Raw genomic sequence first — 15351 nt, 5'->3', positions numbered from 1 at the left:
CGGGTCATCCAAAACGGGGTGAAGGCTCAACCAAGGCGGTGGAGCGTGATAACATCGCCCACTATTGATTATTTAAACGCCTTTAACGGCACATAGTACATGGAGAGAGGCAATGAGTGAGGTGGATCAGGCGTTAGCGCTGCTGTCGCGAGGTACGCATGAAATCCTGGTAGAAGACGAGCTGCGTAAAAAGCTCGCGTCAGGTCGTAAGCTGCGTATTAAAGCAGGGTTTGATCCTACGGCACCTGATTTGCACCTGGGTCACAGCGTACTGCTGACCAAAATGCGCCAATTTCAAGATCTCGGTCACACCGTAATCTTTCTGATTGGTGATTTCACCGGCCGCATTGGTGACCCGACCGGTAAAAACGTCACCCGTAAGCCGTTGACCGAAGCCGACGTCAAGGCGAACGCGGAAACCTATAAAGAGCAGGTGTTCAAAATCCTCGATCCGGAAAAAACCGAGGTGCGCTTCAATGCGGAATGGTTTGGTGAATTAACAGCCGCCAAAATGATTGAGCTGGCAGCGCAAAGCACCGTGGCTCGCATGCTGGAGCGTGATGACTTCGAGAAGCGTTATAAAGCGAATCAGCCGATTGCGATTCACGAGTTTCTTTACCCGCTAGTGCAGGGCTATGACTCCGTGGCACTAGAAGCCGATATCGAACTGGGCGGCACCGACCAGAAGTTTAACCTGCTCATGGGGCGCGAGATTCAAAAGCACTTCGGCCAGGAGCCCCAGGTGGTCATCACGATGCCCCTGCTAGAAGGTTTGGACGGCGTGCAGAAAATGTCCAAGTCGCTTGGCAATTACGTGGGCGTAGATGAAGCACCGGGCGCTATGTTCAATAAGCTGGTCTCCATGCCCGACAGTTTAATGTGGCGTTATTTCGAGCTGCTCTCGCTCAAATCGAACGAAGAGATCAATGCGCTGAAGCAGAGTGTCGAGCAGGGTGCCAACCCGCGCGATGTCAAAATGGAGCTGGCTCGCGAGCTGATCGCTCGTTACCACGGTGAAGAAGCCGCTGCGAATGCGCACAAGTCGGCGGGTAACCAACTGGCCGATGGTGAGCTACCGGAAGACCTGCCAGAAGTAGACGTCGATTTTGAAGGTAATGAACAAGCGCCGATTGCAGCCGTACTCAACCGCTCTGGCCTCACGAAGAACAGTGCCCAAGCCAAAGACATGCTGAAAAACGGTAGTGTAAAGGTGGATGGCGAAGCCGTCGCGCAAGACACTATGCTAGCTACCGGTAAAGTGTATGTGATTCAGGCGGGCAAGAAACGTTACGCCCGTGTGACGCTTGTTTGAACTTTTTGAAAATTTTTTCACATTAGCCCTTGCCAACCCGGCCGCGAATCCGTAAAGTACGCATCCGCTGCCGGGGACGCCAAGCGTTACCAGCGGTGTATGAAGGTAAAAACCTTCGGTTTGTCAGTAGGTTAGAGCGGTTGTATGGCTCGCCTCGTTCGCTGAATTCAGTCACTGAAAACAGCGGTTGACAACCACCAGGAAGTGCGTAGAATACGCCTTCCTCGCTGAGGCAACACGGTTCAGGTCACCGAGCCAGCACAGCGAAACAGCTCTTTAACAATTTGATCAGGTAATTCATGTGGGCGCTTGCCGATGAGGGTGATAAATCACCAAATATCAAGGCAAGCGGTCATGAGAACGAAAGTTTGAATGAATTCGTTTGAACCTTGAGCCAAGTTTGATGCGCTTTTGTTACCTTCGGGTGACGAGTAAGCATCACAATGATTTTAAACTGAAGAGTTTGATCATGGCTCAGATTGAACGCTGGCGGCAGGCCTAACACATGCAAGTCGAGCGGTAACAGATCTAGCTTGCTAGATGCTGACGAGCGGCGGACGGGTGAGTAATGCATAGGAATCTGCCCGGTAGTGGGGGATAACCTGGGGAAACCCAGGCTAATACCGCATACGTCCTACGGGAGAAAGGGGGCTTCGGCTCCCGCTATTGGATGAGCCTATGTCGGATTAGCTAGTTGGTGAGGTAAAGGCTCACCAAGGCAACGATCCGTAGCTGGTCTGAGAGGATGATCAGCCACATCGGGACTGAGACACGGCCCGAACTCCTACGGGAGGCAGCAGTGGGGAATATTGGACAATGGGCGCAAGCCTGATCCAGCCATGCCGCGTGTGTGAAGAAGGCCCTCGGGTTGTAAAGCACTTTCAGCGAGGAAGAACGCCTAGTGGTTAATACCCATTAGGAAAGACATCACTCGCAGAAGAAGCACCGGCTAACTCCGTGCCAGCAGCCGCGGTAATACGGAGGGTGCAAGCGTTAATCGGAATTACTGGGCGTAAAGCGCGCGTAGGTGGCTTGATAAGCCGGTTGTGAAAGCCCCGGGCTCAACCTGGGAACGGCATCCGGAACTGTCAAGCTAGAGTGCAGGAGAGGAAGGTAGAATTCCCGGTGTAGCGGTGAAATGCGTAGAGATCGGGAGGAATACCAGTGGCGAAGGCGGCCTTCTGGACTGACACTGACACTGAGGTGCGAAAGCGTGGGTAGCAAACAGGATTAGATACCCTGGTAGTCCACGCCGTAAACGATGTCGACCAGCCGTTGGGTGCCTAGCGCACTTTGTGGCGAAGTTAACGCGATAAGTCGACCGCCTGGGGAGTACGGCCGCAAGGTTAAAACTCAAATGAATTGACGGGGGCCCGCACAAGCGGTGGAGCATGTGGTTTAATTCGATGCAACGCGAAGAACCTTACCTACTCTTGACATCCTGCGAACTTGTGAGAGATCACTTGGTGCCTTCGGGAACGCAGAGACAGGTGCTGCATGGCTGTCGTCAGCTCGTGTTGTGAAATGTTGGGTTAAGTCCCGTAACGAGCGCAACCCTTGTCCTTATTTGCCAGCACGTAATGGTGGGAACTCTAAGGAGACTGCCGGTGACAAACCGGAGGAAGGTGGGGACGACGTCAAGTCATCATGGCCCTTACGAGTAGGGCTACACACGTGCTACAATGGCCGGTACAAAGGGTTGCCAACTCGCGAGAGTGAGCTAATCCCGAAAAGCCGGTCTCAGTCCGGATCGGAGTCTGCAACTCGACTCCGTGAAGTCGGAATCGCTAGTAATCGTGAATCAGAATGTCACGGTGAATACGTTCCCGGGCCTTGTACACACCGCCCGTCACACCATGGGAGTGGACTGCACCAGAAGTGGTTAGCCTAACGCAAGAGGGCGATCACCACGGTGTGGTTCATGACTGGGGTGAAGTCGTAACAAGGTAGCCGTAGGGGAACCTGCGGCTGGATCACCTCCTTAAACGATGCATCACTCTCGCGGTAAGCGCTCACAATGAATTACCTGATCAGAATGCTGTTGATACGCAGTGATAAGCGAATGCTTTTTTCACATTAAAAGAAAAAAAGGTCTTTTCTCTTTTTTTAACGTGAAAGAACGCTTATCACTGCGCATAGCAGTCGCTCTTTAACAATGTATATCATGCTGACATAAATACTTCTTCGAAGTGTTTATACGTAATTGTTTTGTGATACGTCTCAAGCGTATCCGGCAATCGTTATCATTGCGAGATACCAGACTCCTTCGGGTTATAGGGTCAAGCAATGAAGCGCACACGGTGGATGCCTAGGCAGCCAGAGGCGATGAAAGACGTGGTAGCCTGCGATAAGGCTCGGCGAGGTGGCAAACAACCTGTGACCCGGGCATTTCTGAATGGGGAAACCCACTCAGCATAAGCTGAGTATCCTGCACTGAATATATAGGTGTAGGAGGCGAACCAGGGGAACTGAAACATCTAAGTACCCTGAGGAAAAGAAATCAACCGAGATTCCCCTAGTAGCGGCGAGCGAACGGGGAGCAGCCCTTAAGCATGCAACTGATTAGACGAACGTGCTGGGAAGCACGGCCGTAGCGGGTGATAGCCCCGTAGTCGAAAATCTGCGTATGTGAAATCGAGTAGGTCGGGGCACGAGAAACCTTGACTGAAGACGGGGGGACCATCCTCCAAGGCTAAATACTCCTGGCTGACCGATAGTGAACCAGTACCGTGAGGGAAAGGCGAAAAGAACCCCGGAGAGGGGAGTGAAATAGATCCTGAAACCGTGTGCGTACAAGCAGTAGGAGCAGACTTGTTCTGTGACTGCGTACCTTTTGTATAATGGGTCAGCGACTTATATTCAGTGGCGAGGTTAACCGTTTAGGGGAGCCGTAGGGAAACCGAGTCTTAACTGGGCGACACAGTCGCTGGATATAGACCCGAAACCGAGCGATCTATCCATGAGCAGGGTGAAGGTTGAGTAACATCAACTGGAGGCCCGAACCAGGATCTGTTGAAAAAGATTTGGATGACTTGTGGATCGGAGTGAAAGGCTAATCAAGCTCGGAGATAGCTGGTTCTCCTCGAAAGCTATTTAGGTAGCGCCTCACGTATTACCGCCGGGGGTAGAGCACTGTTTCGGCTAGGGGGTCATCCCGACTTACCAACCCGAGGCAAACTCCGAATACCGGCGAGTATGAGCGTGGGAGACACACGGCGGGTGCTAACGTCCGTCGTGAAAAGGGAAACAACCCAGACCGTCAGCTAAGGTCCCCAAATCCTGGTTAAGTGGGAAACGATGTGGGAAGGCTCAGACAGCTAGGAGGTTGGCTTAGAAGCAGCCATCCTTTAAAGAAAGCGTAATAGCTCACTAGTCGAGTCGGCCTGCGCGGAAGATGTAACGGGGCTAAACCAGGTACCGAAGCTACGGGTTCATCCTATGGATGAGCGGTAGAGGAGCGTCGTGTAAGCCGATGAAGGTGAATTGAGAAGTTCGCTGGAGGTATCACGAGTGCGAATGCTGACATGAGTAACGATAAAGGGAGTGAAAAACTCCCTCGCCGGAAGACCAAGGGTTTCTGTTCGACGCTAATCGGAGCAGAGTGAGTCGGCCCCTAAGGCGAGGCCGAAAGGCGTAGTCGATGGGAAACGGGTCAATATTCCCGTACCGGACATGATTGCGATGGGGGGACGGAGAAGGCTAGGTGAGCCAGGCGTTGGTTGTCCTGGTGAAAGTGAGTAGGCCGAGGTGCTAGGAAAATCCGGCACCTTAAAGCCGAGACACGAGATGAACTGACCACGGTCAGGAAGTCACTGATGCCACGCTTCCAGGAAAAGCCTCTAAGCTTCAGATCATGTGCGACCGTACCCCAAACCGACACAGGTGGTCAGGGTGAGAATCCCAAGGCGCTTGAGAGAACTCGGGTGAAGGAACTAGGCAAAATGGTGCCGTAACTTCGGGAGAAGGCACGCCGGCGTAGGGTGATGAGACTTGCTCTCTAAGCCCGAACCGGTCGAAGATACCAGGTGGCTGCAACTGTTTAGTAAAAACACAGCACTCTGCTAACTCGTAAGAGGACGTATAGGGTGTGACGCCTGCCCGGTGCCGGAAGGTTAAATGATGGTGTTAGTCCTCGGACGAAGCTCTTGATTGAAGCCCCGGTAAACGGCGGCCGTAACTATAACGGTCCTAAGGTAGCGAAATTCCTTGTCGGGTAAGTTCCGACCTGCACGAATGGCGTAATGATGGCCACGCTGTCTCCACCCGAGACTCAGTGAAATTGAAATCGCCGTGAAGATGCGGTGTACCCGCGGCTAGACGGAAAGACCCCGTGAACCTTTACTATAGCTTCACACTGGACGCTGATGTTGCCTGTGTAGGATAGCTGGGAGGCTTTGAAACCCGGACGCCAGTTCGGGTGGAGCCAACCTTGAAATACCAGCCTGGCATCATTGGCGTTCTCACTCAGGTCCGTTATCCGGATCGAGGACAGTGTGTGGTGGGTAGTTTGACTGGGGCGGTCTCCTCCCAAAGAGTAACGGAGGAGCACGAAGGTACCCTCAGCACGGTCGGACATCGTGCAATGAGTGCAAGAGCATAAGGGTGCTTGACTGCGAGACAGACACGTCGAGCAGGTGCGAAAGCAGGTTCTAGTGATCCGGTGGTTCTGTATGGAAGGGCCATCGCTCAACGGATAAAAGGTACTCCGGGGATAACAGGCTGATACCGCCCAAGAGTTCACATCGACGGCGGTGTTTGGCACCTCGATGTCGGCTCATCACATCCTGGGGCTGAAGTCGGTCCCAAGGGTATGGCTGTTCGCCATTTAAAGTGGTACGCGAGCTGGGTTTAGAACGTCGTGAGACAGTTCGGTCCCTATCTGCCGTGGGCGTTGGATGTTTGAGAAGAGCTGCTCCTAGTACGAGAGGACCGGAGTGGACGACCCTCTGGTGTTCCGGTTGTCACGCCAGTGGCATTGCCGGGTAGCTATGGTCGGACAGGATAACCGCTGAAAGCATCTAAGCGGGAAGCCCCCTTCAAGATGAGACATCCCCGAGGACTTGATCCTCCTAAAGGGCCCAGCGAGACCAGCTGGTTGATAGGCACGGTGTGGAAGCGCTGCAAGGCGTTGAGCTAACGTGTACTAATGGCCCGTGAGGCTTGACCCTATAACACCCAAGGGGTCTGGTCGTAGTGATAACGAAAACCGGATACGCAGCAGTGAGCCAAAGCGCTTGCTGACAAGAGACGATCACAAAACACGTCAATGACGCCCAGCATGATGTACATTACCTGTTACGCCTGACGACCATAGCGAGCGTGAACCACCTGATCCCTTGCCGAACTCAGCAGTGAAACCGCTTAGCGCCGATGGTAGTGTGGGGTCTCCCCATGCGAGAGTAGGTCATCGTCAGGCACTTATTGAACAAAAAACCCAGCCCATCGGCTGGGTTTTTTGTTGTGCGCTCGATAAGGGCGCCATTACCCTAAGCCCCGTGCAGCGCCTGCTCGGGGCTTTTTGCTTTCACTAATGTATACAGCGATATGCACAAAGCTTCCTTGAAACAAGCGTTTTAAGAAATTAAATAACAAGGAGTTACTAGGCTGTGGTGGCGGTAGGCGTGGCGAGCAACTAGTATGAGTGGGTAGCTATTATTGAAGCACCATCTCAGGAGGAGAGGCGATATGAGTACCCCACTAATGAAGAAGCTTGCACTCGCATTACTAATGGCCATGATGATGGGCGGTTTGGCCGCTTGTGATAATCAAGGCCCCGCGGAAGAGGCTGGTGAAAATATCGATGAGAGCATGGAAGACGCTGGCGATAGCCTGGAAGAAATGGGCGAGAATATTGAAGAGTCCGCTGAGGACTAAGCGAGCCCGCTGCTTATCATGATGCTATTGAGCAGTTTGAAAGAGTATCGATACAAAAACAGCCGCTAAGAAGCGGCTGTTTTGCGTTTTAAGGCTTATTGAATCGTGTGTTTACGTATCTAGGTTTATGCGCCTGGGTTTTGCTCAATGCCTTGCAGATACCAGGGGGCTTGATCACGCATGCTGCGGGTCAGGTGCCACGTTTCGTTGAACTCAGTTTGCTCGCCGTTCTCGTCCAATATGCCGTGGAAGATCACGGTAGCTTCAGCGTAGCCATCATACTCGTTAATATCGCCTAGTTCGGCGAACAGCCTCACAGCCTCAGTCTGGTTATTAGCAGGCTGTTCGGCACGCTCTTGGCGCAGCAGGTTATAGAGCTCAGGGGTTACGTACTCCTGAATTTGACTGAAGTCGTTATTATCCCAAGCCCGTTGGAGCGTCATAAAGTGCTCTTTAGCACCGCCGAGAAAACGCTCTTTATCAAACCATGCAGGTGTACTCTGTAAGCCGCTAGCCAAGCTGCCAGGGGCAGCGGCGAAGTTGTGAGCAGGCTGAGTCTCTTGATGCTCACGCTGATAGCCTGCCGCAGTAACCGAGGAGGGACGACGCTGACGCATAAATGCGCGAAAAGCGAAGACAGCTAAGGCGGCTACGCCTACCATCACCAAGAGGTCCATGATGCGCAGCTCATTGAAGGCGCCACCAAAAAAGAGCGCTGCGAGTAAGCCGCCGGCGAGTAGGCCGCCCATCATGCCACCCATGCCGCCTCTACGTGCTGCTGCGCCTGCTTGGTTCTGTTGTTGTCCCTGCTGCGCTTGCTGCTGTTGAGCAGGAGCGCTCGCGGGGCGGTCTGCTGAGCGAGACATGCTTCCCGTGTTGCCGCCTCCGCCCAGGCGGCGTGCTTCTGCGTGCTCAATAGCGGCGCTGAAGCCCATAACGCTGACCAGCAGCATAGCGAAAAATTGTCGTAACATTTTGATTCTCCAGTGAGATCGGTTGTGTTGAGGATATTCGCCAAGAGGCGCTAGGTGGAAAATAAGGAGTGGCTAGTTTACCGTGTAACTTGGTAGGTAGGTTATGCTTCAACACGTTTATAAAGACAAAAACAAGGTGAAAAAGTGCGCTTACATCATCAACAAAGTCTGCTGTTAATTGTCGATTTTCAAGCGGGCCTGCTGCCTGTTATTGAGGGTGGCGAAGCCGCTATAGAAGAGGCCGCCTGGTTGGCAGGCGTTGCCGAGTCGCTGCGTGTGCCGGTATGGCTAACCGAGCAGTATCCAGAACGATTAGGAAGCACGGCGCCTGCGCTATTGAGCGCATTAGGCGAGCAGCAGGTGTGGCAAAAGCGTCATTTTTGCGTGATGGAGGAGCCTGAGTTTGCCAATGCCTTACAAGCCCAGAAGGCACGGCAAATAGTGATATGTGGAACAGAAGCGCACATCTGTGTATTACAGAGTGCGCTTGGCTTGCTGGAAGCGGGCTACGAGGTGTTTTGGCTCAGTGAGGCGACGGCCAGCCGTCGCAAAGAGGAAGCACGTTTAGCTCGCGAACGCGCCTGTGCTCACGGCGCAGTAGCGGTCACGGCTGATATGGTTGCTTATGAGTGGCTACACCGTTGCGACACAACCACTTTTAAAGAGGTGCATCAGCGCTTCTTAAAGCCTCGCTCACCGCGCGACGTGAGGTTTTTCTGACATTAACGCTTAGCGGTCAGCTTCTTTGCGTGTAAACACCAGCGTATCGCCTTCTGAAGCTGCCGCATCAAAACGATAGCCCGCGATATCGAAGCCAGTTAGCGCATCGGGGTCATTAATTTGTTGCTGAATAATCCAGGCGCTCATTAAGCCGCGCGCTTTTTTGGCGTAGAAACTAATGATCTTAAAGGTGCCGTTCTTCTCATCCTTAAAGACAGGCGTGATAACGCGCGCCTCCAGTTTCTTAGTATCTACCGCTTTGAAGTACTCGTTGGAGGCCAAGTTGATCAATACGTTGGAGCCGCTTTCGGCAATGGCCTGGTTGAGCGCTCGGGTTAAGATCGGCCGCCAGTACGCGTAAAGGTCGCTGCCAGCACTGTTAGGTAGCTTGGTGCCCATTTCCAAGCGGTAGGGTTGAATCAGGTCCAGCGGGCGCAGCAAGCCATATAGGCCAGATAAAATACGCAGGTGCTGCTGGGCAAACTGATTATCGGCGTCGCTAAAGGCGTTGGCATCAAGCCCGGTGTAAACATCGCCTTGAAAGGCTTGCACGGCAGGCTTGGCGTTATCTAATGAGAAGGGCGTTTGCCAATCTGAAAAACGTGCGGCGTTTAGGCCTGCCAACTTATCGCTGACCCCCATTAAGTCGCTAAGCTGTTGCGGGGAGTAGCCTCGCAAGATCTCAATCAGCGGCTGGCTGTGGTCGAGGAAATCCGGCTGGGTGACCTGGCGAGTAGTGGAGGGCGTTTCAAAGTCTAGCGTTTTTGCAGGGGAAATGACGCTCAGCATAGCCTGCTCCTTATCCCGTGATAGAAGAAAAAATAGATACGGTGATTATACCAAGCCTCGGCACTGGCCGAGGCTATCGCTGTCATAGGCGTCGTTAAGGGCAGGGGTTGGGCATGCGACGATGGATGTCGTCGATAGCGGTGAAGATCTCCTCATCCAGCTTCAGGCTCTCGCTGGCTAGGTTGCTTTCCAACTGATCCATGGTTGTCGCGCCAATGATATTACTGGTGAGGAAGCTGCGTGAGTTAACAAACGCCAGCGCCATTTGCGCCGGGTCAAGGCCGTGCTCTTTGGCTACATTAACGTACGCCTGGGTCGCTGCTTCAGCTTCTGGTGAGGTGTAGCGCTTAAAGCGTTCGTATAGCGTCAAGCGGCCTTTTGGCGGCTGGGCACCGTTGAGGTACTTACCGGATAGCACACCAAACCCCAGCGGTGAATAGGCCAGTAGACCCACATCTTCACGATGGGCAATCTCCGCCAAGCCCACCTCAAACGAACGGTTCAGTAGGTTATACGGGTTTTGGATAGAAGCGACGCGAGGCAAACCCAACTGATCAGAGAGCTGCAGCATGCGCATCACACCCCAAGGCGTGTCATTAGAAAGACCAATAGCCCGCACTTTTCCCGCCTCTACAAGCTCTTTTAGCGCCGAGAGCGTCTCTTCAAGCGGTGTGGCATCTTCTTGCTCTGAGTGGGTATAGCCCAGCTTGCCGAAAAAGTTGGTGTTGCGGTCAGGCCAGTGCAGCTGATATAGATCGATGTAGTCCGTTTGCAGTCGTTCAAGGCTGGTGTCGATGGCCTGATGAAGGTGATCCCGGCTCATCTTGGGGCCGCCACGAATGTGGTCTAAGCCAGGGCCGGCTGCTTTCGTTGCGATGATGACATCATCGCGTGACCCGCGAGCTTTTAACCAGCTACCAATATACGCCTCGGTTAAGCCCTGGGTGTCTGCTTTTGGCGGAACCGGGTACATTTCAGCGGTGTCGATGAAGTTGATACCGAAAGCCACGGCTCGATCAAGCTGTTCATGGGCTTCTGCTTCACTATTTTGTTCGCCAAACGTCATCGTGCCTAAGCAGAGCCGGCTGACCTCTATCCCGGTTCTGCCAAGTGGGCGAGTTTGCATTTTGATCTCCTTAGTAAGGCGAAATAGCCTCAGGATAAGCACTATCTCCGCTGTAAATATCAGCGCGTGAGAGGCATGTTAGCGAGGCTCTCCTAAAGCAGCAAATCAATGGGGTTGAGTCATTGCGAAGGCAGGCGTATGCTTGCCAGCCCATCGACCGGCCGAGCGCTGGTTACTCGTAGGGTTAGCCGTCTAAAAGTAGCATCGACTGCTAGCCAAAAATCTCAACAGACAGGCAAGGTGGTTTGCCATGCCGCAGGCATCATCATTGTTTACTCGTCTAGAATTTCGTCTTGCTGAGCAGCTATTTCATACGCGTTGGTTACTACCGCATTCTCCGCGTACACAACGTTTAACGATGCAGCTATTCAAGCGCTGTGCCGAGGCGGGGCATCCTGATGCGCTGTCTATTTATGGCCATATGCTGTTTCATCGTAGTTTGTCACCCCACGACAAGGCACGTGGAGCGCGTTATGTGTTAGAAGCTGCTCAAGCGGGCGATATTAAGTCACAGTACCAAGCCGCCCAAATTCATGAGCATGGCTGCGTGCAGTATCCCCGTCGTGAAGATTATGCGGTAACGTTGTATGCCCGTGCGGCTCAATCGGGCCACTTTCTAGCGGCTGAAAGACTTGCTCGTGCTTATCGCCTTGGCGAGCTAGGCTTGGCAATAGATAACGAGCAAGCGGCTTACTGGCAAGGTTTGGCCGATCGTCAGGCGCAGACCGAACTGGCGACGGCTTAGCCACAGTGATGAGTCAATGAGGAAGTCTGTGTCCGAGACGCTACCGACAGTGCTGGATATTGAAGCGTCCGGATTCGGTCGTGGCAGCTACCCAATTGAGGTGGGCATTGCTCGTGCTGACGGTAGCTGCTGCGCGTTTCTTATTCAGCCATTAGATGAGTGGACGCATTGGGATCCTAAAGCAGAATTGCTACATGGGATTTCCCAAGAGCGCCTGCGCCAGGAAGGCTATCCAGTACAACAAGTTGCACGCTGGCTGAATGACGAGCTGCGTGAAATTGGCAAAGCTTACAGTGATAGCTGGGGATACGATAATACGTGGCTATCGCTGCTCTTCCACCATGCCGGCTTATTGCCTCGGTTCCGCTTGGAGGCGCTGCGTATTTTGCTCAGTGAAGCGCAGCAGGCGCTGTGGAGCGATACGAAAGAGGCGGTCATTGCTGAGCGTGGCATCCATCGCCACAGAGCGGGAGAAGATGCCCGCTTGCTGCAACTAACCTACCAACGAACGCTACAGCTAACCGAGGATTCGCGTTAATCCTCGGTAGTAGTTTGTCAGCTCTTTCTGCTTACGGTATCTGTCCTTCTAGTATTTCTAGCAGCTGGCTAGGTGTCGGTGCATCTACCAGCATATCGCGCGTTGTTTGGGCCAAAAAGCCATGGCTAACAGTGCTATCAAGAAACGCTAGTAGTGGTGCATAAAAGCTTTCGGTATCGAGTAGCCCCATGGGCTTATCGTGTAGCCCTAAATAACCCCAGGTCCAGATTTCAAATAGCTCTTCAAAAGTGCCAATGCCACCGGGCAAGGTAACAAAAGCGTCAGCGTTAGCGGCCATGGTGGCCTTACGCTCATGCATATTGGGTACGCGGATCAGCTCAGTTAAACCAAAGTGCGCCTGCTCACGCTCCACAAGATGATCAGGCATTACGCCGATGACCTTGCCGCCTGCCGCCAACGCTGCATTAGCTAATTCGCCCATTAAGCCAATACGAGCGCCGCCATACACTAAGGTGTGGCCGCGCTGACCCAAGGCTGTGCCGAGCGCGTTGGCAGCTTGGCGAAACGCTGGGCTGTTGCCCTCGCGTGAACCGAGGTAAACACAAATGCGTGACATAGTCAGGGCGTCCTTATCGCAAAAGAGAGTAGTGAGTTAGCGGGTGGGTGTAGCGTTGGCGGTTTAGCTTAGGCAGCGCTGAACGTCGTAGTGTTCGTCCATCCACTGGCCAATCACATTATTACCGCACAGATGGTGGGCGTACTGCGTGTGCAGGCAGCGCACCTGCTGCCAGTTGCTGATACCGCCAATGCCACGCTCTGTGAGTACATCGGTGTAGCCCCGTTGCGCTACGTCTTCGCGCTGAGCCTCACTCATCGCGCGCCAGCGGGCCGCGACGTAGTCGCGATGACTCTGTTGGTAAGCGGCCAAGAAATCAGGCTCTTCCTGCAGGCGCTGCTCCAGCGACTTAATCACACCCACGGCTTCAATGCGTGAGATTTCAATTTTAAGAAGGTCGGAGCAGAGCCAGTAAAGCGTAGGGAAGGGCTTGCCATCCACGATAGGGGCCATGCGAAGAACCAAGGGAGTGCCCTGTGCGTCTGTGGCTGCAACGGCTTCAATACCGCGAGGTGCCCGTCCGAGCTGCTGCGTAATAATGGCCAGTTGGCGCTCGTCGGGGGCTTGGTCGGTACGAATTACCATTGCGTAGAAATCTCACTTTGGGTCGTCTTGAAGAAACTTATTGGAACGGCCAACGGCGCGGAAGAAGCAGCGGTTAAGTTGTTCAGGGGTCGCTACATACCGCCACTTTTCCTCACTATACTCAGCCGCACGGGCCATTAGCACGTCGTAGAGTCGATTGAAGGGAGCATCATAATCGTAGGGGTCGGCGCCGAACAAGCGGATATGCGGGTAATCGGCGAAGCGTTCCATGAAGAAACGCTCTAAATCAGCCTCTACGGCTTGATGCTGTGCCGTATTGTCGGGGTCTATCCAAAGGTTATAACGGATCGCCATAGCAGGCTCCCAGCGTACCGCGATGCGCGGTGGGAAATGAACGTTATGCAAGCTCTGGTGCATCATCGTGCAGGTGAGCAAGTAGCGCCTCGCGCAGCTCGCCCTCTATGGGCACAGCACACTTTGCTTGATGGTCGAACTGCACTAACACGGTGTGGCCAAGGTTAGTCAGTTTTCCGTGCTGTCGTGCTTCCTGAGTCACCGTAAACGAGCTAGTGCCCAAACGCGTCAGATAAGTACGTAATTCGATATCGTGACCGTAAAACAGTTCAGCGCGGTAGTCGACTTCCATGCGCGCCATAATTAAGCGCCACTGCTTAGGGTTGAGGTCTGGGGTGAATAGCTTAAAAAGATCGTTACGCGCCCACTCAAACCAGGCAGGCAAACGGGTATTGTTAATATGGCCGAGCGCATCAGTGTCGTAAAAAGCAGGCTCAATAGTACGCGTAAACATTGGGGATCCTTATTATTAATGGCTTAGGCTTGCCAGAATTACCCCTAGCGAGCGCTTGGTCAAGTAGCGCGGCGTTTAAACCAAGCGGTTAACTGCATCCAGCCAAGTAGCCACAGGGTCGCCGTGGCAAACCCCGCCAAGGTGCCCCAAAAAAGCCCCATAGTGCTGTAGGTGTATGAAACACATAAGGTGTAGCTAAGCAGCGAACCCAGGCCCATAGGGTAGTGCTTAATGACCGTTGCGACCGGGGCATGGCCGTTATTGAGGTGCAGGATTAGCAGAAACGGCAGCATCGTGACGGGAAACGCCGCTAGCGTGCCTGCCCACTCCGGCGGTAGCCAATGTGCCAGACGGGTGATGATAAAAATGATGACCGTTGCAAGCCCTGCGCGCGTGGCCAGTGCCGGCCAGGAAAGTGCCCGGCTAGCTGGGCTTTTAACGTCAGGTACCCTACGAAACAGCCAGCTAAATACGGCAATAGCCGCGAGGGTCACCAGCGTGCCGCTGACCCGTGTAAAGCTGAATTGGGCAAGTACACTGCTGACTGCTAACCAAGCAACAAGCCCTCCCGCTACGCCGCTTAAGATCCCCTTTAACCCTGGCGGGCGGCCCATCACAAGATAACCAGCCCCCAGCGCCATAGAGGCGGTAAAGCCCGCAAGGGTATGTACCGCGCTTTGAGTCGCAAATTCGGGGGATAGCTCTAAGCCGATAAAAAACAGTGCCAGCGCGGTTCCTAATGGATAGCCTGCGAGTAACCCGGCCATGCGCGGGCTAGCCCGCACTGCAACAGCGCCTAACCCGAGCACCATACCAATTGAAAGGCCCAGTTTAGCGAGCTGCCAGGTAAGTGGAACTTCTATCATAAGGTGTTTTCCTTCACATTATTGTACCGTTATTATCACTGTGTCGTAATGGTGTAGCACTATTTGACGCATTACTTCATGTTTTGCGCTGCCTGTACGCGAGGTTGCCACGATCGTGACGCGCTCTGATAAGTTAAAGGCCCATCTACTTTCGCCACCGCCAAAGCCTGCCGGCTGTGAGCTTTGCCTACGCGCTGCGCCGCTAACGAAGCATCACCTGATACCGCGCACCTTGCATAACAAGCCGCGCTATCAAAAGCGCCATAGCCGCGAAGAGCGTCTAACGGCGATTGTATGGCTTTGCCACCCATGCCATAAGCATATCCATCGGCTCTACAGCGAGCGGGAATTGGCAGACGATTTTGCCACGCTTGACGCTTTGAAAGAGGATGCTGAGATCAATGCCTTTGTAACCTGGCTGGCCACCAAACCCGCAGGCTTTAAACCTAAGTCGTCGGGGCGCAAGCGTCGTTGAT

Annotated in this window: 14 protein-coding genes and 3 rRNA genes; 9 read left to right on the top strand and 8 right to left on the bottom strand. The window is 53.6% G+C overall.

Translation table 11 applies throughout. From position 1 onward, the window contains the following. Positions 1 to 112 precede the first annotated feature (112 nt). The 5 genes from tyrS (at position 113) to LG301_RS14385 (ending at position 7186) form a co-directional block, all read left to right on the top strand. Entirely contained in the window at positions 113 to 1312 is a 1200-nt protein-coding gene (tyrS, locus tag LG301_RS14405; RefSeq protein WP_404471844.1) for a tyrosine--tRNA ligase, read from the top strand. Positions 1313 to 1763: 451 nt separating this feature from the next. Further along, positions 1764 to 3296, top strand: a 16S ribosomal RNA gene (locus LG301_RS14400). A gap of 293 nt (positions 3297 to 3589) precedes the next feature. Continuing rightward, positions 3590 to 6480: ribosomal RNA gene (locus LG301_RS14395) — 23S ribosomal RNA — on the top strand. Between the two features lie 132 nt (positions 6481 to 6612). Then, a 5S ribosomal RNA gene (gene rrf / locus LG301_RS14390) occupies positions 6613 to 6728 on the top strand. The 16S, 23S and 5S rRNA genes sit together here, the layout of an rRNA operon. Positions 6729 to 6997: 269 nt before the next feature. Then, positions 6998 to 7186: a hypothetical protein gene (locus tag LG301_RS14385; RefSeq protein WP_044630706.1), complete on the top strand. Its 189-nt coding sequence runs from the start codon at positions 6998 to 7000 to the stop codon at positions 7184 to 7186. 125 nt (positions 7187 to 7311) lie between these two features. On the opposite strand, the gene LG301_RS14380 is transcribed toward LG301_RS14385, so the two are convergent. Then, positions 7312 to 8160, bottom strand: a complete 849-nt coding sequence (locus tag LG301_RS14380; protein ID WP_404471843.1) for a Tim44 domain-containing protein — start codon at positions 8158 to 8160, stop codon at positions 7312 to 7314. Between the two features lie 144 nt (positions 8161 to 8304). On the opposite strand from LG301_RS14380, the gene LG301_RS14375 reads away from it, so the two are divergent. Beyond that, entirely contained in the window at positions 8305 to 8880 is a 576-nt protein-coding gene (locus tag LG301_RS14375; protein ID WP_404471842.1) for an isochorismatase family protein, read from the top strand. A 9-nt stretch (positions 8881 to 8889) separates the two neighbouring features. Here the strand turns inward: LG301_RS14375 and yaaA are convergent, their stop codons facing one another. Together yaaA and LG301_RS14365 are read right to left on the bottom strand one after the other, a co-directional pair. Further along, entirely contained in the window at positions 8890 to 9669 is a 780-nt protein-coding gene (yaaA, locus tag LG301_RS14370) for a peroxide stress protein YaaA (protein ID WP_404471841.1), read from the bottom strand. 94 nt (positions 9670 to 9763) lie between these two features. Continuing rightward, positions 9764 to 10795 carry an NADP(H)-dependent aldo-keto reductase gene (locus LG301_RS14365; protein ID WP_404471840.1) on the bottom strand — a complete coding sequence of 344 codons (1032 nt, stop codon included), beginning with the start codon at positions 10793 to 10795 and terminating at the stop codon, positions 9764 to 9766. 250 nt (positions 10796 to 11045) lie between these two features. Here LG301_RS14365 and LG301_RS14360 point away from each other — a divergent pair, with 250 nt between their 5' ends. Together LG301_RS14360 and LG301_RS14355 are read left to right on the top strand one after the other, a co-directional pair. Next, positions 11046 to 11540 carry a tetratricopeptide repeat protein gene (locus LG301_RS14360; protein WP_404471838.1) on the top strand — a complete coding sequence of 165 codons (495 nt, stop codon included), beginning with the start codon at positions 11046 to 11048 and terminating at the stop codon, positions 11538 to 11540. 28 nt (positions 11541 to 11568) lie between these two features. Beyond that, positions 11569 to 12078: a hypothetical protein gene (locus tag LG301_RS14355; RefSeq protein WP_404471837.1), complete on the top strand. Its 510-nt coding sequence runs from the start codon at positions 11569 to 11571 to the stop codon at positions 12076 to 12078. 31 nt (positions 12079 to 12109) lie between these two features. Here the strand turns inward: LG301_RS14355 and LG301_RS14350 are convergent, their stop codons facing one another. The 5 genes from LG301_RS14350 to LG301_RS14330 all read right to left on the bottom strand — a co-directional run bounded on the left by LG301_RS14350 (position 12110) and on the right by LG301_RS14330 (position 14875). After that, a complete protein-coding gene (locus LG301_RS14350) occupies positions 12110 to 12655 on the bottom strand; it encodes a TIGR00730 family Rossman fold protein (protein ID WP_404471836.1) in 546 nt (181 codons plus the stop codon). A gap of 63 nt (positions 12656 to 12718) precedes the next feature. Then, on the bottom strand, positions 12719 to 13240 hold the full coding sequence (locus LG301_RS14345; protein ID WP_404471835.1) for a DUF501 domain-containing protein: 522 nt from the start codon (positions 13238 to 13240) through the stop codon (positions 12719 to 12721). A 12-nt stretch (positions 13241 to 13252) separates the two neighbouring features. Then, positions 13253 to 13555 (bottom strand): hypothetical protein, encoded by a 303-nt coding sequence (locus LG301_RS14340; RefSeq protein WP_404471834.1) that lies wholly within the window; start codon positions 13553 to 13555, stop codon positions 13253 to 13255. A gap of 43 nt (positions 13556 to 13598) precedes the next feature. Beyond that, positions 13599 to 14009 carry an acyl-CoA thioesterase gene (locus LG301_RS14335; RefSeq protein ID WP_404471833.1) on the bottom strand — a complete coding sequence of 137 codons (411 nt, stop codon included), beginning with the start codon at positions 14007 to 14009 and terminating at the stop codon, positions 13599 to 13601. Positions 14010 to 14068: 59 nt separating this feature from the next. Continuing rightward, a complete protein-coding gene (locus LG301_RS14330; RefSeq protein WP_404471832.1) occupies positions 14069 to 14875 on the bottom strand; it encodes a hypothetical protein in 807 nt (268 codons plus the stop codon). Between the two features lie 115 nt (positions 14876 to 14990). On the opposite strand from LG301_RS14330, the gene LG301_RS14325 reads away from it, so the two are divergent. Beyond that, positions 14991 to 15350, top strand: coding sequence for a hypothetical protein (locus LG301_RS14325; protein ID WP_404471831.1), 360 nt, complete (start codon positions 14991 to 14993; stop codon positions 15348 to 15350). Position 15351 lies beyond the last annotated feature (1 nt).

The organism is Vreelandella venusta (genome assembly GCF_044809155.1).
In the GTDB taxonomy this organism is placed as follows: Bacteria; Pseudomonadota; Gammaproteobacteria; order Pseudomonadales; family Halomonadaceae; genus Vreelandella; species Vreelandella venusta_B.
Note: the sequence above shows the minus strand (reverse complement) of the source record. Positions and strands in the feature narration are given on the sequence as shown.